Raw genomic sequence first — 20,240 nt, forward strand, 5'->3', positions numbered from 1 at the left:
GCCATGCCAGCGCCCCGTCGGCTCGCCGCGCGCACTACACTTTGCCATCGCATTGAACGATCCCGGTCGCCTGGCCGATGTGCCGTCGTTGCCGAACCGGGCCTTTTCGCGCAGGAGACAACCGCATGCAATCCACGTCACTCATTGGGCGGGCGCCGAACCGCCGCCGCTTCACCCTGGCGCTGGCCGCCGGCGCCGCCTCGGTCGCCGCGCCCGCCTGGTCGCAACCGGCGTGGCCGTCCAAGCCGATCCGCATCATCGTGCCCTACACGCCCGGCGGGTTTACCGACCAGATGGCACGGCTGGTGCAGCCGGGGCTGCAGAAGGCGCTGGGGCAGACCATCGTGATCGAGAACAAGCCCGGCGCCAACAGCATCCTGGGCGTGGACGCACTGGCCAAGTCGCCGGCCGACGGCAGCACCTTTGGCGTGGTGATCGCCGCGTATGCCGCCAACACCACGCTGTACCCCAAGCTGCCCTACAACCCGGCCAAGGACCTGACCGGCGTGGCGCTGCTCGGGGTGTCGCCGCTGGTGGCGGGCGTGTCCAACAGCGCCCCGTTCAAGACCGCCAGCGAGCTGATCGACTACGCGCGCGCCCACCCCGGCAAGATCAGCTTCGGCTCGTCCGGCAACGGCTCGGCCGCGCACCTGACGACCGAGCTGTGGAAGATGCAGACCAGGACGTTCATGGTCCACATCCCCTACCGCGGTGCGGCGCCGGCGCTGACTGATCTGATTGGCGGGCAGATCCCGCTGTTCTTTGACGCCGCCACCGGCCTCATCAACCCCGGCAAGGCCGGCCGCGTGCGCCTGATCGGCGTGGCCGGCGACAAGCGCCTGCCGGTGCTGCCCGACACGCCCACCTTCATCGAGCAGGGCTTCAAGGACTTCACCGGCAGCACCTGGGCCGGTCTGCTGGCGCCTGCCGGCACGCCGCGCGACATCGTGCAGCGCGTCAACAGCGAGATCAACAAGCTTCTGGCCAGCGACGAGATCAAGGCGCGGCTGGACGCCATGGGCACGTTCGTCGGCGGCGGCACGCCGGAAGACTTCAACCGCTTCATCGCCGCCGAGACGGCCAAGTGGAGCAAGGTGATCAAGGCCGCCGGCGTCACCGCCGACGGTTGAGCCTGGCGCGACAAGGCCCGCCACGCGCAAACCTTCCCCACCGCCCACCATGAACATCCTGACCGCCGCGCAGGCGGCCGACTTGATCCAGCCCGGCTGGACCGTGGCCTGCGCCGGATTCGTCGGTGCCGGCCACGCCGAAGCCGTGACCAGCGCGCTGGAGCGCCGCTTCGAAGCCACGGGTGCGCCGCGCGACCTGACGCTGGTGTATTCCGCCGGCCAGGGCGACCGCGCGCGGCGCGGCGTCAACCACTTCGGCCACGCGGGGCTGGTGCGCACCGTGGTCGGTGGGCACTGGCGCTCGGCCACGCGCCTGATCGACCTGGCGCTGAAGGAGCAATGTGAGGGCTTCAACCTGCCGCAGGGCGTGATCAGCCACCTGTACCGCGCCATCGGCGGTGGCAAGCCCGGCCTGCTGACCAAGATCGGCCTGCACACGTTTGTCGATCCGCGCAGCGACATCGACCCGCGCTACGTGGGCGGCGCGGTGAACCAGCGGGCGCTCGACGCGCTGCGCGCGGGCGGCGTCCGCTGGGTCGAGCATGAGCGCTTTCGCGGTGAGGACTGGCTGTTCTACCCGCGCTTTCCCATCCACTGCGCGCTGCTGCGCGCCACCGCCGCCGACACGCGCGGCAACCTGAGCGCGCACGAAGAAGCCTTTCACCACGAACTGCTGGCCATCGCCCAGGCCGCGCACAACTCGGGCGGCATCGTCATCGCCCAGGTGCGTGAACTGGTCGAGCATCACCAGAGCCTGGCCGACATCCGCGTGCCCGGCCTGCTGGTCGACCACGTGGTGGTGTGCGAAGACCCGGCCGACCACCAGATGACCTTTGGCGAGGCGTTCAACCCCGCGTATGTCACCGCGTGGCGCGGCGCGCGCTTCACGCCCGACGCCGCGCCGGCCGACGAAGCGCCCTCGGCGCCGGCCCGTGCCGCGCCAGCGCAGGGCGACGGCAGCCAGCCCGCCGCCGTCGAGGCGCGGCTCATCGTGCAGCGCCGCGCCGTGCTCGAACTGGCGCGCCGCCAGCCGCGCGTGGTCAACCTGGGCGTGGGCATGCCGGCCGCCGTGGGGCGACATGGCGCATCGCGCGGGCCTGCATGGCTTCACGCTCACCGTCGAGGCGGGGCCGGTGGGCGGCATCCCCGCCGACGGCCTGTCGTTCGGCGCCTCTGCCTACCCCGAGGCGGTGATCGACCAGCCGGCGCAGTTCGACTTCTACGAAGGCGGCGGCATCGACCTGGCCATCCTCGGCCTGGCGGAGCTGGACGGCGCGGGCAACGTCAACGTCAGCAAGTTCGGCGAAGGCGATCAGGCCCTGATCGCGGGCGTGGGCGGCTTCATCAACATCACGCAGAGCGCCAAGGCGGTGGTGTTCATGGGCACGCTGACGGCGGGCGGCCTCCGGGTGGCCGTACAAGGCGGCCAGTTGCGCATCGTGCAGGAAGGCCGGTTGCAGAAGATCGTGCCGCAGGTGGCGCACCTGTCGTTCAACGGCCGCTACGTGGCCGGCATGGGCACCGACGTGCTCTACATCACCGAGCGCGCCGTGTTCGCCATGCGCCCAGGCACCGACGGCGAGCCCGTGCTGACGCTGGTCGAAATCGCCCCCGGCCTGGACGTGCAGCGCGACGTGCTGGCGCACTGCGGCGCGCCGGTGGCGGTGGCGCCCGACGTGCGCAGCATGGACGCGCGCATCTTCACGTCGCTGGACGACTCGGCGGCGTGGCTGCGCGACTGAGCCGCCAGCGCCCCTTCACCCGCCGCGAAAGATGAAATACACCGCGCCCACCATGCACAGCGCGGCCCACAGGTAGTCGAGCTTGATCGGCTCCTTCAGGTAGAGCAGCGCGAACGGCACGAACACCGCCAGCGTGATCACCTCCTGCATGATCTTCAGTTGGCCGATGCTGAACTGCTGGTGCCCGATGCGGTTGGCCGGCACCTGCAGCAGGTATTCGAACAGCGCGATGCCCCAGCTCACCAGCGCGGCCACGATCCACGGCGCCGACGACAGGTTCTTCAGGTGGCCGTACCAGGCGAAGGTCATGAACACGTTGCTGGCCGTCAGCAGCAGCACGGTCTGCAAGGAGATGGGCAAGGATTGAAGGGTTTGCAACATGGCGGTGTGAACTACGTTTTTGATAGCTGGCCGCGCAGGTCAGGCAAGCGCGGAGAGCCTGTTCTGCTTGAAATGGCGAGCGGCGAATGTCCTGACACACCGCCTCATGCGTCCAGACGCTGAATGCGCTGCCCGGCCACCGCCGCCAGCGCATCCGGCCCCACCCGCGCGGGCGCCATTTCATGCAGCGGCACCAGCACGAAGGCGCGCTCGTGCATGCGCGGGTGTGGCACCGTCAGGCGCGGGCTTTGGATGCGCGCGTCGCCGTACAGCAGCAAGTCCAGGTCCAGGGTGCGCGGCGCGTGCCGGTAGGGGCGCTCACGGCCCGCTGCCTGCTCCAGTTTCTGCAGCGCATCCAGCAGCACGGGCGCGGGCAACCGGGTCGACAGTTGCACCACCGCGTTGAAGAAGTCCGGCCCGCCGGCATCGACCGGCGCGGTGCGGTAGAGGCTGGAGCGCGCGGTCACGCGGGTGTGCGGCAGCGCGTCCAGCGCATCGATGGCTTGCGCCAGCGCCGCCCGCGGCTGACCCAGGTTGGCGCCCAGCGCGACGTAGGCGACGACAGGTTCGCGCACGTCCATCGCGGTCGCGTGCGGGGTCAGCCGGGCTCGCCCGGCGCGGGCGCGGCCGGCGCGCCGTTGCCGCCGGCCGGCTTGCGGCGACGGCGGCGGCGCTTCTTGGCCGGTGTGGGCGCACCTTCGCCGGCATCGTCGTGCATGTCGTCTGCTCTGTTTTCAATAGCTGCCGGCGCTTGTCCGTCGGGCGCAGCGGCCGGTTTTGGCACACGATGCACGCGCGGCGCCTTCTTGGCACGCTGCTGCTCGGCGCGCAATTCGCGCACCAGGCTTTCGCGCTCGCCGTCGTCGGCCACGCTGAACGCCTGCCACCAGTCGGCCAGCTCTTCGTCGATCTCGCCGACGTCGGCGCGCAAACGCAGAAAGTCGAAGCCGGCACGAAAGCGTGGCTGTTCGGCCAGGCTGAAGGGGGGTGTTGCCGCTGCGCTTTTCAAAGCGCGGCTGCATCATCCAGATCTCGCGCATGTCGGCGCCCAGCTTGCCGCGGCCCGACACGTCGCCCACGCGGGCGTTGAACACTTCGTCGATGGCGTCCTGCAGCGCCGGAAAGGGGTGTTCGCCGCGCGCCAGCCGCGCGTTCCAGCCGCCCAGCACGTCCTGCCACAGCACGCTGGCCAGCAGGAAGGACGGCGCCACGGGCTTGCCTTCGGACACGCGGCGGTCGGTGTCGAGCAGCGCGGCCTTGACGAAGGGCTGGTTGGCACGCTCGACCACCAGGTCCAGCAGCGGATAGATGCCCTGCGACAGCCCCAGCGCGCGCAGCTGATCGACGCTGGCGACGGCATGGCCGGTCTGCAGCAGCTTGATCATCTCGTCGAACAGGCGGCTTTGCGGAATTTCGGCCAGCAGGCCGCGCGCCTCGACCAGCGGGCGGGCCGTCTTCGGCTCCAGCCTGAAACCGAGCGTCGACAGCTTGGCACCGAAACGCACCGCGCGGATGATGCGCACCGGGTCTTCGCGGTAGCGCGTGGCGGCGTCGCCAATCATGCGCAGCAGCTTCTTCTGCGCGTCCTGCAGGCCGTGGTGGTAGTCGACGACCACGCGCGACTCGGGGTCGTAGTACATGGCGTTGACGCTGAAGTCGCGCCGCGCGGCGTCTTCTTCCTGCGATCCCCAGACGTTGTCGCGCAGCACGCGGCCCGACGCATCCACAGCGTGCTTCATGCCGGCCAGCTGGCCCTTGGCAGTGCGCTCGTTGCCCTGCACCATCGCGTCGGCGGTGGCGTTGTCGACGTAGGCGCGGAAGGTGGAAACCTCGATCACCTCGTGGTCGCGCCCGCGCCCGTACACCACGTGCACGATGCGAAAGCGCCGGCCGATGATGAAGGCGCGGCGGAACAGCGCCTTGACCTGCTCGGGCGTGGCGTTGGTCGCCACGTCGAAGTCCTTGGGCTTGAGGCCCAGCAGCAGGTCGCGCACCGCGCCGCCGACGATGTAGGCCTCGTAGCCCGCCTCCTTCAGCGTGCGCACCACGTTGGCCGCGCGTTCGTCGACCAGGGCCGGGTTGATGCCGTGGCCGTCGGGGCCAATTTCGGCGCGCTTGCCGAAGCGCTTGCGGCCGTTGCCGTTGCCGGTGGCCCTGTCGATCAGCTTGCCGATGAATTTCTTGATCATGATGAAGGGAACAGTTCGAGGATGCGCCAGCCGCGTTCGGTGGCCACGGCCCGCAGCGTGTCGTCGGGGTTGGTGGCCACGGGGTGCTGGGCCTTTTCCAGCAGCGGCAGGTCGTTGCGCGAATCGGAATAGAAAGTGATCTCGACGTCGCCGAAGCCGAGGCCGCGCGCACGCAGCCATTCGGCCACGCGCGTGACCTTGCCCTCGCGGAACGACGGCGTGCCGGCGATTTCGCCATTGATCCAGCCGCCCGGCCCGCGCGCCAGATTGACGGCGATCAGCTCGTCGATACCGAAGCTGTGCGCAATGGGCCGCGTGACGAATTCGTTGGTGGCCGTCACCACCACCAGCTGATCGCCCGCCTTGCGGTGCGATTCGACCAGCGCGCGCGCCTGCGGCGTGATGGCCGGCGCGATCACTTCGCGCATGAAGCGCGTGTGCGCCTCGACCGACTTGCCCGCGCCCTGGCGGCGGATCGGGTCGGTGGTGAAGCGGATGTATTCGGCGATGTCCAGCGTGCCGGCCTTGTACTGCTCGTAAAAGGCGTCGTTGCGGCGCTTGAACTCGTCCGCGTCGGTCCAGCCGATGCGGGTGGTGAACTCGCCCCACGCGTGGTCCGAATCGATCGGGATCAGCGTGTGGTCAAGGTCGAAAAGGGCCAGTTTCATCATCTCATCGTATCCCAACGCCCATTCACAGGGCGCAGACAGCTATTCATCTTGTAGCATCGACTTGACCAGCGGGATCGTGATCGCGCGTTGCGTCTGCAGCGCATAGCGGTCCAGGTGGTCCAGCAACTGCATCAGGCTGCCCAGGTCGCGCGAGAAGCGGCCCAGCACGAAGTTCATCACTTCGTCCGACAGGAACACGCCGCGCGCGTCGGCCGCGCGGCGCAGCACGGCGCGTACGTCGGATTCGGGCAGCAGGTGCAGCTCGAACACATGGCCCCAGCCCAGGCGCGTGCGCAGGTCCTCGCGCAGCGGCAGGTCGGCCGGCGGCAGCGCACCCGCTGCCAGCACGGCACGGGGCCTGCCATTCTCGGGCGCTACCGCCTGGACGAACCATTGGAATGCGGTGTGCTGCAACTCAGCGCCGTAGCGGTGCACGTCGTCCATCAGCACAGCTTCCCAGGCGTCGTCGAACGGCAGGCGCGGCGGCGAATCGGCGCCCAGCCAGCCGACGGCGGCGCCCTGCTCGCGCAGGGCCTGGCGCGCGGCGCGAAGCAGGTGCGTCTTGCCGCTGCCGGACGGGCCCCACAGGTACGTGGGCACGGGCGCGCGGGTGGCGCTTTCGGTCCACAGCCGCAGGTGCTGCGCCATCTGCACATTGCGCCCGGGCAGAAAGCCGTCCAGCGTGGGTTCGGGGGCGAGGCCGATGTCGAGGGCGATTTGTTTCACGCTCCCCCCCGAGTCGGCCCCCGGCCGCCTTCCCCCCGGGGGGACAATGCCAGCGGCCGGGCCAAGCCCGCTCCGCGGCATTCCGGCATGGCCTGCTCCGCGGCCGTCGGAGACACGATGGCTCCCGCGCCCGCGCAACACGCATGAAAGGAGAAATACAAGGGGAATGCAGCGCCTAGAATCAAGGGGTCGATTTTACGTGTGCGCCCTGTTGCGGCGCCTGTCGCCGTTTCTTTCTGCGTGCCGATGACTTCTTCTTCCGCCCCCACCCCTCTCAGCTACAAGACCGCCGGTGTTGACATCGAGGCCGGCGACGCCTTGGTCGAGCGCATCAAGCCGCTGGCCAAAAAAGACGATGCGCGAGGGGGTGCTGTCGGGGCTGGGCGGCTTCGGCGCACTGTTTGAGGTGCCCAAGCGCTACCAGGAGCCGGTGCTCGTCAGCGGCACCGACGGCGTGGGCACCAAGCTCAAGCTCGCCTTCGAGTGGAACGTGCACGACACCGTGGGCATCGACCTGGTGGCCATGAGCGTCAACGACGTGCTGGTGCAGGGCGCCGAGCCGCTGTTCTTCCTGGACTACTTCGCCTGCGGCAAGCTGGACGTGGACACGGCGGCCGCGGTGGTGGGCGGCATCGCCCGCGGCTGCGAACTGGCCGGCTGCGCGCTGATCGGCGGCGAGACGGCCGAGATGCCCGGCATGTACCCGCCGGGCGAATATGACCTGGCGGGCTTTTGCGTGGGCGCGGTCGAGAAGTCGAAGATCCTCACCGGCCAGGGCGTGGCCGAAGGCGACGTGGTGCTGGGACTGGCCAGCAGCGGCGTGCACAGCAACGGCTTCAGCCTGGTGCGCAAGTGCATCGAGCGCGCGGGCGACGGGCTACCCGACACGCTGGACGGCCAGCCCTTCCGCCAGGCGGTGATGCAGCCCACGCGCATCTACGTCAAGAACGTGCTGGCCGCGCTGGCAGCGCATCCGCATTCAGACAACGCCGGCTCGCCGGTTGGCATCAAGGCGCTGGCCCACATCACCGGCGGCGGCCTGCTGGAGAACATCCCCCGCGTACTGCCCGACGGGCTGGCCGCGCACCTGGTCAAGGGCAGTTGGCCGCAGAGCGAATTGTTCGCCTGGCTGCAGGCCACCGCGGGCATCGACGACATCGAGATGAACCGCACCTTCAACAACGGCATCGGCATGGTGGTGGTGGTCGCGGCCGACGCCGCCGCGGCCTGCGCCGCCACGCTGCGCGCCGCGGGTGAACAGGTGTACGACATCGGCCGCATCGCCCCGCGCGGCGCGGGTGCCGCCGTCACCGTGGCCTGACGCCCGCCGCAACCCTCACCCGCGCGCCGCCCTTGCCTGCCTCCCACCGCTCCCAGGTCCGCGAAACCGCGGCGGCCATTGCCAGCCACCTGATGATGGTGGCGGCGCTGCTGCTGATCATGTGGCAGGGTCTGCTGCCGGGCCTGCTGTGCGCCTGCCTGGGCTTTCTGGCGGCGCGCTGGCTCACGCCGCGGCTGGGCCGGCTGGTGCGCGCACGCGACGGCACCGCGCCGCGCCTGGCGGCGGCGCTGGTGGCGCTGCTGCCGCTGGTGCTGATCGCCCTGCTGGTGCCGCGCGCACGCGGCGTGATCCTGGACGCGCCCACGCAATACCGCGAACTGCTGGCCTTTCTGGCCCGCACGGTGCTGGAGGCGCGCGACAAGCTGCCGCCCGACATCGCCACGCAATTGCCGCGCGGCGCCGAAGACGTGCAGCGCGTCATCGCCAACTACCTGGCCAGCAAGGCCGGCACGCTGGCCACCACCGGGCGCACGTGGCTCACCGGGCTGCTGTTTGCCTTTGTCGGGCTGCTGGTGGGCGCGTTGGCAGCGGCGCGGCCCACCGTCATCCTGCTGCGGCCGCTGTCGGCACAGTTGCACCTGCGGCTGACCCGCTTTGGCGAGACCTTCCGCCAGATCGTGGTGGCGCAGTTCTTCATCGCGCTGTTCAACGCCTGTCTTACGGCGATCTTCCTGCTGGCGGTGCTGCCGCTGTGGGGCTACCGGCTGCCCTACACCTGGGCGCTGATCCTGTTCACCTTCGTCGCAGGGCTGGTACCCATCGTCGGCAACCTGCTGTGCAACGCGGTGCTGACGCTGGTGGGCCTGTCGGTGTCGCCCATCGTGGCGTTGGCCTGCCTGGCCTTTCTCATCGCCATTCACAAGGCCGAATACTTCATCAACGCCAAGGTCATCGGCCACCGCACGCACATGAGCGTGTGGGAGCTGCTGACCGTGATGTTCGTGATGGAAGCCGTCTTCGGCCCCGCCGGATTGGTGGCCGCGCCGCTGTTCTACGCCTACGCCAAGAAAGAGCTCGAAGCGTCAGGCTGGGTGTAGGCGTTCGCCTGGCTGGCCGCCATAGCTATGCTATTAATAGCTTAAAGTGCTTTACCAGTGTGCGCAAGCGCCTGGGTTTACCGTCATTTGAACGCCCCCATCCGGTGTCCGGATTTGATCGGGGCCGGTCCTTTTCAGGCCGGACGCGCGGCGCACGGCGGCGCATGATCGACGCCTTTCCACCCGCCCATCGCCGCCATGAAAACCGCCCTGCTGGTCATCGACGTCCAGGAATCGTTTCGCCACCGCCCCTTCTGGAGCGAGCGCGACCTGCCTGCTTACCTGCGCGCGCAAAACGCGCTCATCGGCGGCTGCATCGAACGCGGCGTACCAGTGGTGCGCGTCCTGCACCAGTCCGGCCCCGACGCGGCGGACAACCCGTTTTCGGCCGCCAGCGGCCAGGTACGCGCCCTCGAAGGGCTGCTTCCCTTCGACGCCGCAGCCACCTTCACCAAGTCGCGCCACAGCGCGCTGGTCGGCACCGGGCTGGACGTATGGCTGACGGAGCGTGGTATCGCACGCCTCATCGTCAGCGGCGTCCGCACCGAACAGTGCTGCGAAACCACCGCGCGCCACGCGTCCGACCTGGGCTGGACGGTCGATTACGTGGCTGGCGCCACACTCACCTTCGACATGCGCCAGCCTGACGGCACCCCACTGGCCGCCGCCGATATCGTGGCGCGCACCGTCACCGTGCTGAAGGACCGCTTTGCCACCCTGTGCACGGTGGACGAAGCCCTGGCGCGCGCCGCATGACCTGGCGCGTGCAACTGCTGGCCTTCGACGACATGGAGGCGCTGGACTTTGCCGGCCCTTATGAAGTGTTCACCACCGCGGCGCGCCTGCAGGCGCGGGCCGCGCCCGGTGCCCCGCCCCTGTTCGACGTCACCACCGTCGCGCAGCGGCTGGCGCCGGTGCGCGCCCGCGCCGGCCTGCGCGTGCTGCCCGACCATGACTTTGCCGCCGCACCACCTGTCGATCTGCTGGTGGTACCGGGCGGCGTGGTCGACGGCGCACTCGCGTGCCGCGAAACGCTGCGCTGGATTGCCCGCCAATCCCTCAGCGCACGCATCACCGCATCGGTGTGCACCGGCGCCTTTTTGCTGGCGGCGGCGGGCGTGGTCACGCACGGCCCCGTCACGACGCACTGGGAAGACGTGGCCGACCTGCGTGCGCGCTGGCCGGCGCTGCAGGTGCTGCAGGGCCCACGCTGGGTGGATCGGGGCGGCGTGGTCACGTCGGCCGGCATCAGCGCCGGCATCGACATGAGCCTGCATCTGGTCGAACGCCTGGCCAGCCGTGAACTGGCCGAGCGGACCGCCCGCCAGATGGACTTTGCGTGGGAAGATCGCGGCCATACCGTCGCACCATGACCGTCGCCGATTCGCCAGCACCCATCGATGTCGTCTTCGTCCTGCTGCCCGGCAGCCTGGTGCTGGACTGGGCCGGGCCGGCCGAGGCATTGCGCAGTGCCAACGCGCAGTTGGCGGCGCAAGGGCTGCCGGCGCGCTTCAGGTTGCGCTTTGTCGGCCTGCAAACGCAGGCCACCAGTTCGGTGGGCGCCGTCGTGGCCGGCCTGGAGCCGCTGCCCGCCACACTGCCTGCGCCATGCTGGCTGGTGCTGGTCGGCCAGCCCGGCGCGACCATTGACCTGGACACGCCCGAGGCGCGCGCCGCCCTGCATTGGCTGCGCGGTCTGCGCCCGCGCAAAGACCGGCTGGAACTGCTGTGCGTGTGCGCGGGCACGCTGCTGGCCGCAAACGCCGGTCTGCTGGCCGGCCGGCGTGCCACCACGCATCACCACCATCTGGACGAATTGCGCGCCGCCGAACCAGCGTGCGAGGTCGTCGCCAATCGCGTGTTCGTGGACGATGCGCCGGTGTGGAGCAGCGCCGGCGTCACCTGCGGGGTGGACCTGACCCTGCACCGCATCGCTCAGGTGTGCGGACCGGCGCTGGCGGCAGCCGTGGCCCAGGCGCTGGTGGTCGGCTGGCGGCGCGGACCACAGGATTCCGAGTTTTCGCCCTTTCTGGCGCACCGCGCGCACCTGCATGCGGCGCTGCACCGCGTACAGGACGCCATTGCCCAAGCCCCGCGCGCCGACTGGTCACAAACGGCCCTGGCACGCGTCGCTCATACCTCGCCGCGTCACCTGGCACGCTTGTTCGCCGAACATGCCGGCGTCAGCCCGCAGGACTACCTGCGCAGCATCCGGCTTGGCTTGGCGCGACGCGCGCTCAGCGCCGGTCACACGGTGTCGCAGGCCGCCGAACTGGCCGGCTTCAGCTCAGACGCGCAACTGCGGCGCGCCTGGCGTGCATCGGGGTTGCCGGGCGCACCGTCGCAGGCAGGCTCGTGACCCGTCCAGGCGTCACGGCTGCTTGCGCCGGATCACGCTGGCCTTCTGCGCATCATCTTCGTAGAAATAGACGCGCTGGCCGCTCTGCCACGTGCCGAGCCACAGCATGTTGGCCGAAATCGCGTCGTGGTCAGTGGCCGAAAAAGGCTGAGAGTAGGTGGTCACCACTCCACGATAAGGACGATCGAGGTTTTCCAGTCCCTTCTTGATCGCCGGTCCGCTCAGGTCGCCCTTGCCCTGGAACATGGCGCGGAGCAGCAGATGGACCGCGTCATAGGTTTGCGCTGCGGACATCATGGAGCCGATGGTCGCCTCCTTGGACAGCCTGTTGTAACGGGTGAAAAAGCTCTGGTGCCGCTCAAGGAACCGGTTGGGCAGAATGGTCTGCACCATCATGGCGCCCTCGACCGCGCCGCCGGAGTTTTCGAGAGCCGAGCGGTGCGACAAGCCCCAAGGACCAAACTGCGGCACCTTCCACCCCAGTCTGGCCCGGCTGGCGGCGATCACGCCTGATTCAGGCCCCACCGTCCAACCAATCAGCGCGTCGGCGCCGGAATCACGCGCCCGAGCCAACTCGGCGTCCAGCGACTTGGTACCGACATCGAAACGCGCAACGAAGTGGGGCTTGAGCTTCGCCTTCTCCAGCGCGGCCTCCAAGTCCTTCAGGCCAGTGTCTCCGTAACCGGACTTATCCACCAGCAGGGCCGGTTTGCCGAGCTTGCGCTTGACCAATTCATTGACGAGAAACTGGGTCTGGAGTTGATCGCGTGCCGAGTTGCGGAAGATGTAGCTTTCTGCCGCCGGATATTTGGCGGTTAATACCGTACCGGTGGCGCAACTGACGATCAGCACATGCTTGGCGTTCTGAAACACGTCCAGCGCTTTCATGGCGTTGCCGGTATTGCAAAAGCCGATCGTGGCGACAACCTTTTCTTGTTCGACCAACTCCTTAGATACCTTCAACGCCTCATCAGGATTGCCCTTGTCATCGCGCACGACCAGTTCAAGCTTGCGGCCCAGATAACCGCCGACTTCGTTGATCTCGTCCATCGCCACCTGAGCACCCACGCGCGCGCTGTTGCCCATGTCGGACGAGCCTCCAGTAAGCGGAAACACAATGCCAAGCCGTATCGGCGCAGGTCCAGTCGCCGCCGGAGCTACAGCGGTCTGAGCCAAGACAGGTGTGATCGCGCCTGCAACGGCCAGCACCCCCACCAAGGCGCATACGCGACGGGTGGCAAAAACAAAGGACATATTGGTTCCAAATGTGACAGGATCGAGAGTTATCCTATTGAATTACACGATCTTTTGTCAATTTACGAACTTTGTAGTAATTGAATTGCAGCACTGCAGGCGCGAAGGAGTCAAATGGGTGCCGTAGATATTGCTCATGCGCCGGGATTCGGTCGTAGCGCATTAATGGCTGTCTTTCTAGCAAAACCTGCGTTACCGAAATAGGCACCCTTGTAGGCAGGTGCCATGACAACGCCCGTCAACGGGCGTGGCCGCCCAATTCACGCAGTCGAGACGCCATGACGTCCCGGTCGCTCGCGTCGCCCGACTCCCGCAGGTACAGCGCCAGATCTTCGGCCGCCCGGCGGGCCTCCCCCAATTCGGCCAGCGCCAGGCCGCGGTCGCGGTATTCGACCCAGGCCTCGGGCAGCAGCGTGACCAGCCGGTCCTGCACACGGACAAAGCGGCGCCAGTCCTCCTGCGTGCGGTGAATGTCCTGCAGGTTGCGCAGCATGCGCGCCAGGATCAGCCGGGGGCCGACCGGGCGCAGGTACGGGGCCAGCGCCCGGTCGTCGCGGGGCAGGCCCGCCAGGTCGGGGCGCCATTCCTCGACGCGGTCGCGCAGCTCGGCGCGGTCCAGCGACTGGCCGGTGAACGGGTCGATCACCACCCGACCTTCGGCCAGCTTGACCTGCACCAGAAAATGCCCTGGAAAGCCCACGCCCTCGGCGCGCAAACCCAGGCCCTGCGCCAGTTCCAGCCACAGTACCGCCAGCGAGATCGGAATGCCGCGCCGCGTATGCAGCACCACGTGGATCAGGCTGTTGTCCGGGTTGTAGTAGTCGTTGACGTTGCCGGCAAAGCCCAGGTCGCCGAAAAAGAACTGGCCCAGCGCGCGCAAGCGTTCCATGGGGTCGGCGTCGGCGGCCACGCGCCGCCGCAGGCGATCGGCCAGTTGATCGATGTCGTGCATGACCTGCTGCACGTCCAGATCAGGGTAGTCGTCTTGGCCGAGCGTGGCGGCGGCCTCCAGCAGCGGCAGGCCTTCGTCGCGCTGCACCAGGCTGGCGAAATAGGCCAGCGGCGTGGGGGCGGAAAAATCGAACTGCATGCCGCTTTGTACCGGGCCGGCGCAGGGCACGTCAATGTCGGGCCGCGATCTTTCAGCGCCGCAGCAACTGGCGCAGCTTCAGCCCCGACGCCAGCAACGCGCCGAAGTAGATCAGCACCGCACCCAGGATCATCGCGGCCAGCAGCCCCATCCGCATGCCGCTGTGCGCGCGCAGCGCCACCCAGTCGAAGCGTTCGGCGCCCCACAGCAGGAACGCCGTCATGAGTGCGGTGGCGCCGATGAGCTGGGCCGCAAACACGGGCCAACCCGGCTGGGGCCGGTAGCTGCCGCGGCGGATCAGGCCGATCAGCAGCCACAGCGCGTTGACCAGGGCGCCCAGGCTGATGGACAGCGTGAGCGCCGCATGGCGCAGGTGCGGCACGAGGATAAGGTTGAACACCTGCGTCAGCACCAGCACGCCGATGGCGATCTTGACCGGCGTGCGGATGTCCAGGCTGGCGTAGTAGCCCGGCGCCAGCACCTTGACGGCCACCAGCCCCAGCAGGCCTATGCCATAGCAGGCGAGCGCCACGCTGACCTGCCCGACGTCGTTGTCGGAGAAGGCGCCGCGATGGAACAGCGTGGCGATCAGCGGTGTGGCAAAGGCTAGCAGCGCCGCCGCGCACGGCAGCGCCAGCAGCACGACCAGTCGCAGGCCCCAGTCCAGCATCTGCGAATAGCGCGCTGCGTCGCCGCTCGCGCGCGCGGCTGCCAGTTGCGGCGTCAGCACCACGCCCAGCGCCACGCCCAGCAACGCGGTAGGAAACTCCATCAAGCGGTCGGCATACCAGACCCAGGTGACGCTGCCGGCGGCCAGGTGCGAAGCGATCTGCGTGTTGATGAGCAGCGACAGTTGCGCCACCCCCACGCCCAGGAGCGCCGGCAGCATCAGCGTCAGCACCTGGCGCACGCCCGCATCGCGCCAGGCGGCGCGCACGCGCCCCCAGGTCAAGCCGATGCGCGGCAGCAGGCCCAGGCGGCGCAGCGCCGGGATCTGCACGCCCAACTGCAGAATGCCGCCCAGCATCACCCCTGCAGCCATGGCGTAGATGGGCTCGATGCCCATGCGCGCGAACCACGGCGCACCCAGCCAAGCGGCCCCGATCATCGCCACGTTCAGCAGCACCGGCGTGGCGGCCGGTACGGCAAAGTGCTTCCAGGTGTTGAGGATCCCGGCCGAAAACGCCACCAGCGACATGCAGCCGATGTACGGAAACATCCAGCGTGTCATCAACACCCCGGCGTCGAAGCTCCTGGCGTCCAGCCCGCTGGCCAACGCCCACACCAGCAGCGGTGCGGCCACGATGCCCACCACGCAGGTCGCCAGCAGCGCCCACGTCAGCGCCGTGGCCACGTCGTCGATCAGCACCTTGGTGGCCGCGTCGCCATCGAGCGCCTTGCTGGCGGCCAGCACGGGCACGAAGGCCTGGCTGAAAGCCCCTTCGCCAAACAGCCGCCGCAGCAGGTTGGGGATGCGAAAGGCCACGTTGAAGGCATCCGTCAGGCCGCTCACCCCAAAGGCCGACGCCATCAGCAGGTCGCGCACCAACCCGGTGACGCGCGACACCAGCGTCAGCAGGGAAACGGTAGAAGCGGCTTTGAAAAGACTCACGAAAGACCTTGTGGCGAGGCGCGAGTGTAGCCAGTGGAGTTGGACTTGGAGTTCCCGTCGTCTCACGGACGGTCAAGCGCAGAAAATTCGGCGCACGTTCAGCGGTGCTCGCCACCCGAGATTGCTCTGATTTTCCTTGATTGACCTGCTCGAACGCATTGGGTGGAAGATAGGCAAAGCCGGCCCAGGTGGACGATGCGTGATATCGGCGGCCCAGAGCGTCGATTTGGCTGCGTGGCGACAAGCTGGCGATTGACCATAACGGTCGCTGGCTTGGCCTCAGGATCGCGCCGTGTGATGCCTTGCAGTCCCCACGGCGCATCAGGCGTTCGATGCCCTTTTTGTTGACGATTAGAGAAACGCTGATCAAGCGGCCGTGGGGGTTGCGAAGGTTCGCTACCGCGGCCTGGCCAAGAACGCCAACCGGGCATTCACGGAGCTGGCGATGGTCAATCTGCACATGGCTGCCAGGCGCGTGCCGGCATTGGTGCGCCCGTAGTTGACGCAACGCGGCCACAATAGGCCGCAGATCAGATCACAGGGAGCCAGCTGTCCCCGAAGTGCAGCACCTCAACGACGTTTAGCAGGCAGCAGCGCGTAGCGATTGCTTGATCAGCGTTTACTTAGCAGTTGAGATCGTTCAGATGCATGCACCAAACTTCCCCAAGCGGTGATAAGACGGCGGCTTGGACTGCAGATCGGACCAGATTAGATCGACGTGGCGCACCGTCCAGCGGACGGGCTCAGGCAGCGGCGTCGGCGTGGTGTGCTCGGCGCGGCGCAAGGTCGTCAGGTGCGGCTGCCAACCTTGCGTGGCGGCGGGCAAACCCACCTGGCGCGCCAGCAATGCAGTAGCGTGATGCAGCGCCTCCAGTTCGGGTGTGCACTGGGGCAGCAGCACGGCGATGGTGCCGCTGGGCGCTTGCCAAAGGGCTGTCTGCGTCAGGCTGATGCCGAACGGTTCAAAGCGCAGCGTCGCCAGCGCGTCCAGCCAATCGCGCTCGTGTGGCGCATCGACCTGATTAAAGAACTGCAGCGTGATGTGCATGCGCTCTGGCACAGGGTGCAAGCGGCGCGGCAGGCCGGGCCAGCGCTGGCGTTCGGCGTCGATGGCGGCGCAGGCTTCGGGCGGCAGGAACAGCGCGGTGAACAGGCGGCGGGGCGGCGCGGGTTGATGCAATTCGTTCATGGCGAACAGCGCGGGCTGAAGCAACGGATCGTGAAGGGCGACGCGGCGACGGGCCATGGTCAATGAAAGTCGCGGCTGGTCGTCAAACCGGCGATGCGGCCGAGCAGCGGTGTGAGGTCAACAAAGCGCCGCGCGATCAGGTGGCGCACGTGGCGGTCGCTGTCCGCGCCAAGTTGCCATTCGCCCTGCACCGCCAGCAAGCGCGCGCGCAGCAAGGCGTTGCGCTGCGGCTCGTCGGCACGCAGGCTTTTCCAGACGATGACGTTGACCGGGCCGGTTTCGTCTTCCAGCGTGACGAAGATGGTGCCCTTGGCGGTGGCTGGCTGCTGGCGACCGATGACGATGCCGCAGGCGCGCACCTGTTCGCCGTGCGGCACCGCCTTCAGTTCCTCCGCGCTTTTCAGGTGCCAGCGCTTCAATCGCGGCCGCAGCAATGCCACGGGATGGCGCCGCAGCGTGAGGCCGAGCGCGGCGTAGTCGTGCACGATTTCCTCGCCTTCGGGCGCGGCGGCCAGCGAGAGCGGCGCCTCGTTGATGGGCGCGTCGCGCAGCAACTCGGGCGCGGTTTTCAGCGCCGCCCCCTGCCACACCTGCTGACGCCGGTGCCCGGCCAGGCTGCGCAGCGCGTCGGCGGCGGCGAGCTGGTTGAGATCGCGCGTGTCCAACCCGGCACGCCGCGCCAGGTCGTCGACGCTGGCAAAGGCTTGATGGGCGCGCGCGGCCTCAATGCGGTGGGCTGCTTCTTTGCTCAAGCCTTGCACCAGGCGCAGGCCGAGGCGCACGGCCGGACGGCTTCGCTCCCTCGCCCCTGCCCTCTCCCGCAAGGCGGGAGAGGGGGCAAGAGAAAGTGAATCAGGTGCGGCCTGCGCGGATTCAATGAAATCATGATCTGACCCCAATCTGTCTTCCAGCGCGCAATCCCAGCCGCTCACCGTCACATCAGGCGGTAGCACGACCACGTCATGCCGCTTGGCATCCTGCACCAGTTGCGCGGGGCCGTAAAAGCCCATGGGCTGCGAGTTGAGCATCGCCGCCAGAAACGCCTCGGGTTCATGGCATTTCAGCCAGCTGCTTTCATACGCGATCAGGGCGAAGCTGTAGGCATGGCTTTCGGGGAAACCGTACTCGCCGAAGCCCAAAATTTGCCTGAAGATGCTGTCGGCAAATTCGGCGCTGTAGCCGCGCTCTCGCATGCCGTCTTTCAATTCCGCCTCGAACTTGTGCACGCCGCCGTGCCGCTTCCATGCCGCCATGGAGCGGCGCAGCTGATCGGCGCGCTCGGCCGAAAAACCGCCAGCGATGATGGCTATCTCCATCACCTGTTCCTGGAAGATCGGAATGCCCAATGTGCGCTCCAGCGCCTTCTTCAGTGCCGGTTCGGCGCCGGGCGGTTCGTGTGACGAACGCTCGCACTTGTAAGTCTTGTCGCGTGCCCATCGCTCGCGCGCCTGCAGATACGGGTGCACCATGCCGCCGCTGATCGGCCCGGGCCGCACGATGGCGACCTGCACCACCAGGTCGTAGAAAACGGCCGGCCTGAGGCGCGGCAGCATCGACATCTGCGCCCGGCTTTCGATCTGGAAGGTGCCCACCGTGTCGGCGCGCTGAATCATTTGGTAGGTCTTCTCGCAGTCGCGCGGGATGTCGGGGCGCGTGAAAGCCCGGCCATGTCGGTGTGCCACCATGGCCAGGCATCGCCGCAGCGCAGTGAGCATGCCCAGCGCCAGCACATCCACCTTCATCATGCCCAGCGCTTTCAGGTCGTCCTTGTCCCACTGGATGACTTGCCGATCGGCCATGGCGGCGTTTTCGACCGGCACGAGGCGCACCAGCGGCGGCTCGGTCAGCACGAAGCCGCCGACGTGCTGGCTCAAGTGGCGTGGCGCGCCGCGCAGTTGCTCGGTCAATTCCAGCCACAGCCCGGCCAGGCGCGGCGCGATGGCGGCGCCCACGGTCTGCGCCAGATCGCCCAAACGGTGCGCGGCCAGGCCGTCGTCGAACCAGTGGTGGTCTTTGGCAAAGGCGTCGATCAGCCGCTCATCCACGCCCAGCGCCTTGCCCACATCGCGCAGGGCGCTGCGTCTTCTGTAGCAGATCACGGTGGCCGCCAGCGCGGCGCGGTCGCGCCCGTATTTGCGATAGATGTACTGGATGACTTCCTCGCGCCGCTCGTGCTCGAAATCGACGTCAATGTCGGGCGGCTCGTTGCGGCGTTGGCGGCTGATGAAGCGCTCCAGCAGCGGGTTCGAAACGCGCGGGTCGGCCTCGGTGATGCCCAGGCAATAGCAGACCACCGAATTGGCCGCAGATCCGCGGCCCTGGCACAGGATGCCCTGCCCACGCGCCCAGCGCACAATGTCGTGCACGGTGAGGAAGAACATCTCGTATTGGCACTCGGCGATAAGAATGAGTTCCTTGTCGATAAAGGCCTGAACGTGTGCTGGTGTCCCTGCGGGAAAACGCCATGCCGCGCCCTCGCGTGTGAGCCGCGTCAGGGCTTCGATGGGCGTTTGGCCATCTGGCACGGTTTCCTTCGGGTAGTTGTATTTGATTTCGTCAAGCCCAAACGTGCATCGACCGGCCACATCCAGCGTGGCGGCCAGCAGCTCGGGCGCAAAGACTTCCGCCAGCCGCGCGCGCGGGCGCAAGTGGCGTTCGGCATTGGCTTGCAGTGCGAAGCCGCAGTCGGCCACCGGCTTGCCCAGGCGGATGGCCGTCATCACGTCGTGCAGGCGCTTGGCCGAACGCACGTGCAGGTGCACGTCGCCTGCGGCGGCCAGCGGCCAGCCGGTGGCTTGGCTGAGCTGCCGCAACTGCGTCAGCCAGAGCGCGTCGTCGGCATCGCCGTGCAATTCGGCCAGCAGGGTGATTTTTGAATCAAAACCGGCATGTGTCGGCGTAAACAAACACGGGTTAGATATCAATTCGATAGCGACCTGAGATTGCCGGACAGGCGACCAGAGCAGTTCGCAGGCCTGCAGCGCGCGCAGCGCATCGGCCAGCGATGGCAGCGTGTATTGGCCCTTGGGCGCGGCGCGGCGGCAGGCGCTGATGAAGCTGCACAAATCGCCCCAGCCTTGCAGGTCGCGCGCCAACGTCACCAAGGTGCCTTGTCCTTCAAAGCGGAATTCGCTGCCGACCAGCAGCTTGAGCGGCTCGTACGCGCCCAGGGCTGCGCGTGCGGCCTGCAGTTGCAGCAGATCGGCGTCGGCTTCGCCGGCTTCAAGCGCTGTCTGAGCATCTTTTCGCGCCTTCCACGCCCGTACCACGCCAGCGACCGAGCACTCGTCGGTGATGGCCAGCGCCGTGTAGCCCAGGCCCAGGCGCGGCGCACCAGGTCTTCGGGGCTGCTGGCGCCGCGCTGAAAGCTGAAGTGCGTGAGGCAATGCAGTTCGGCATACGGCGGCGACGCGGGCGCGGGCGGGTGAGGACGGCGCGGCAGCACGTGGATGGTGGCGCCGACGGAACGTGCACGCGCGGCTTTCTTCAGCGCTTGTGCGCGCTGGGCCATTTCCTTG

At 67.9% G+C, this 20,240-nt stretch carries 13 protein-coding genes and 5 pseudogenes; 8 read left to right on the top strand and 10 right to left on the bottom strand.

The window, feature by feature from the left end:
• Positions 1–125: 125 nt before the first annotated feature.
• A complete protein-coding gene (locus R0D99_RS09945) occupies positions 126–1,130 on the top strand; it encodes a tripartite tricarboxylate transporter substrate binding protein (RefSeq protein ID WP_317748095.1) in 1,005 nt (334 codons plus the stop codon).
• Positions 1,131–1,179: 49 nt separating this feature from the next.
• Positions 1,180–2,872: pseudogene (locus R0D99_RS09950) on the top strand (acyl CoA:acetate/3-ketoacid CoA transferase).
• Between the two features lie 15 nt (positions 2,873–2,887).
• Here the strand turns inward: R0D99_RS09950 and R0D99_RS09955 are convergent.
• From R0D99_RS09955 to hda, 5 genes and pseudogenes are all read right to left on the bottom strand, one after another.
• Positions 2,888–3,250, bottom strand: a complete 363-nt coding sequence (locus R0D99_RS09955) for a DMT family protein (protein WP_317751063.1) — start codon at positions 3,248–3,250, stop codon at positions 2,888–2,890.
• A 107-nt stretch (positions 3,251–3,357) separates the two neighbouring features.
• Positions 3,358–3,834 carry a 2-amino-4-hydroxy-6-hydroxymethyldihydropteridine diphosphokinase gene (folK, locus tag R0D99_RS09960; protein ID WP_317748096.1) on the bottom strand — a complete coding sequence of 159 codons (477 nt, stop codon included), beginning with the start codon at positions 3,832–3,834 and terminating at the stop codon, positions 3,358–3,360.
• A 17-nt stretch (positions 3,835–3,851) separates the two neighbouring features.
• A pseudogene (gene pcnB, locus R0D99_RS09965) lies at positions 3,852–5,442 on the bottom strand (polynucleotide adenylyltransferase PcnB).
• Positions 5,439–6,110 (bottom strand): HAD family hydrolase, encoded by a 672-nt coding sequence (locus R0D99_RS09970; RefSeq protein WP_317748097.1) that lies wholly within the window; start codon positions 6,108–6,110, stop codon positions 5,439–5,441. The pseudogene pcnB and the gene R0D99_RS09970 overlap by 4 nt, the downstream one beginning before the upstream one ends.
• 42 nt (positions 6,111–6,152) lie before the next feature.
• The gene (gene hda / locus R0D99_RS09975) at positions 6,153–6,839 is read right to left on the bottom strand and encodes a DnaA regulatory inactivator Hda (RefSeq protein WP_317748098.1); all 687 of its coding nucleotides are present in this window, start codon (positions 6,837–6,839) and stop codon (positions 6,153–6,155) included.
• Between the two features lie 246 nt (positions 6,840–7,085).
• On the opposite strand from hda, the pseudogene purM reads away from it, so the two are divergent.
• From purM to R0D99_RS10000, 5 genes and pseudogenes are all read left to right on the top strand, one after another.
• Positions 7,086–8,160 (top strand): annotated as a pseudogene (purM, locus tag R0D99_RS09980) (phosphoribosylformylglycinamidine cyclo-ligase).
• A 32-nt stretch (positions 8,161–8,192) separates the two neighbouring features.
• The gene (locus R0D99_RS09985) at positions 8,193–9,218 is read left to right on the top strand and encodes an AI-2E family transporter (protein ID WP_416365863.1); all 1,026 of its coding nucleotides are present in this window, start codon (positions 8,193–8,195) and stop codon (positions 9,216–9,218) included.
• Positions 9,219–9,416: 198 nt separating this feature from the next.
• Positions 9,417–9,974, top strand: coding sequence for an isochorismatase family protein (locus R0D99_RS09990; RefSeq protein WP_317748099.1), 558 nt, complete (start codon positions 9,417–9,419; stop codon positions 9,972–9,974).
• Positions 9,971–10,591 (top strand): DJ-1/PfpI family protein, encoded by a 621-nt coding sequence (locus R0D99_RS09995; RefSeq protein WP_317748100.1) that lies wholly within the window; start codon positions 9,971–9,973, stop codon positions 10,589–10,591. Before R0D99_RS09990 ends, R0D99_RS09995 begins: the two co-directional genes overlap by 4 nt.
• Positions 10,588–11,577 carry a GlxA family transcriptional regulator gene (locus tag R0D99_RS10000; protein ID WP_317748101.1) on the top strand — a complete coding sequence of 330 codons (990 nt, stop codon included), beginning with the start codon at positions 10,588–10,590 and terminating at the stop codon, positions 11,575–11,577. Before R0D99_RS09995 ends, R0D99_RS10000 begins: the two co-directional genes overlap by 4 nt.
• A gap of 12 nt (positions 11,578–11,589) precedes the next feature.
• Here R0D99_RS10000 and R0D99_RS10005 read toward each other — a convergent pair whose 3' ends face one another.
• The 3 genes from R0D99_RS10005 to murJ form a co-directional block, all read right to left on the bottom strand.
• Complete coding sequence (locus R0D99_RS10005; RefSeq protein ID WP_317748102.1) at positions 11,590–12,663, bottom strand: ABC transporter substrate-binding protein; 1,074 nt, start codon at positions 12,661–12,663, stop codon at positions 11,590–11,592.
• A gap of 406 nt (positions 12,664–13,069) precedes the next feature.
• Complete coding sequence (locus R0D99_RS10010; RefSeq protein WP_317748103.1) at positions 13,070–13,921, bottom strand: transglutaminase-like domain-containing protein; 852 nt, start codon at positions 13,919–13,921, stop codon at positions 13,070–13,072.
• Positions 13,922–13,973: 52 nt separating this feature from the next.
• Entirely contained in the window at positions 13,974–15,533 is a 1,560-nt protein-coding gene (gene murJ, locus R0D99_RS10015) for a murein biosynthesis integral membrane protein MurJ (protein WP_317748104.1), read from the bottom strand.
• A 379-nt stretch (positions 15,534–15,912) separates the two neighbouring features.
• Between murJ and R0D99_RS10020 the strand changes: the two are divergent.
• Positions 15,913–16,032 (top strand): annotated as a pseudogene (locus R0D99_RS10020) (IS5/IS1182 family transposase); the annotation flags it as partial.
• A 141-nt stretch (positions 16,033–16,173) separates the two neighbouring features.
• Here R0D99_RS10020 and R0D99_RS10025 read toward each other — a convergent pair.
• Both R0D99_RS10025 and R0D99_RS10030 read right to left on the bottom strand, forming a co-directional pair.
• The gene (locus R0D99_RS10025; protein ID WP_317748105.1) at positions 16,174–16,779 is read right to left on the bottom strand and encodes a 2'-5' RNA ligase family protein; all 606 of its coding nucleotides are present in this window, start codon (positions 16,777–16,779) and stop codon (positions 16,174–16,176) included.
• 2 nt (positions 16,780–16,781) lie between these two features.
• Positions 16,782–20,233 (bottom strand): annotated as a pseudogene (locus tag R0D99_RS10030) (error-prone DNA polymerase).
• Between the last annotated feature and the right edge of the window lie 7 nt (positions 20,234–20,240).

The sequence above is a fragment of the Ottowia sp. SB7-C50 genome, from assembly GCF_033110285.1.
Lineage (GTDB): Bacteria > Pseudomonadota > Gammaproteobacteria > Burkholderiales > Burkholderiaceae_C > Ottowia.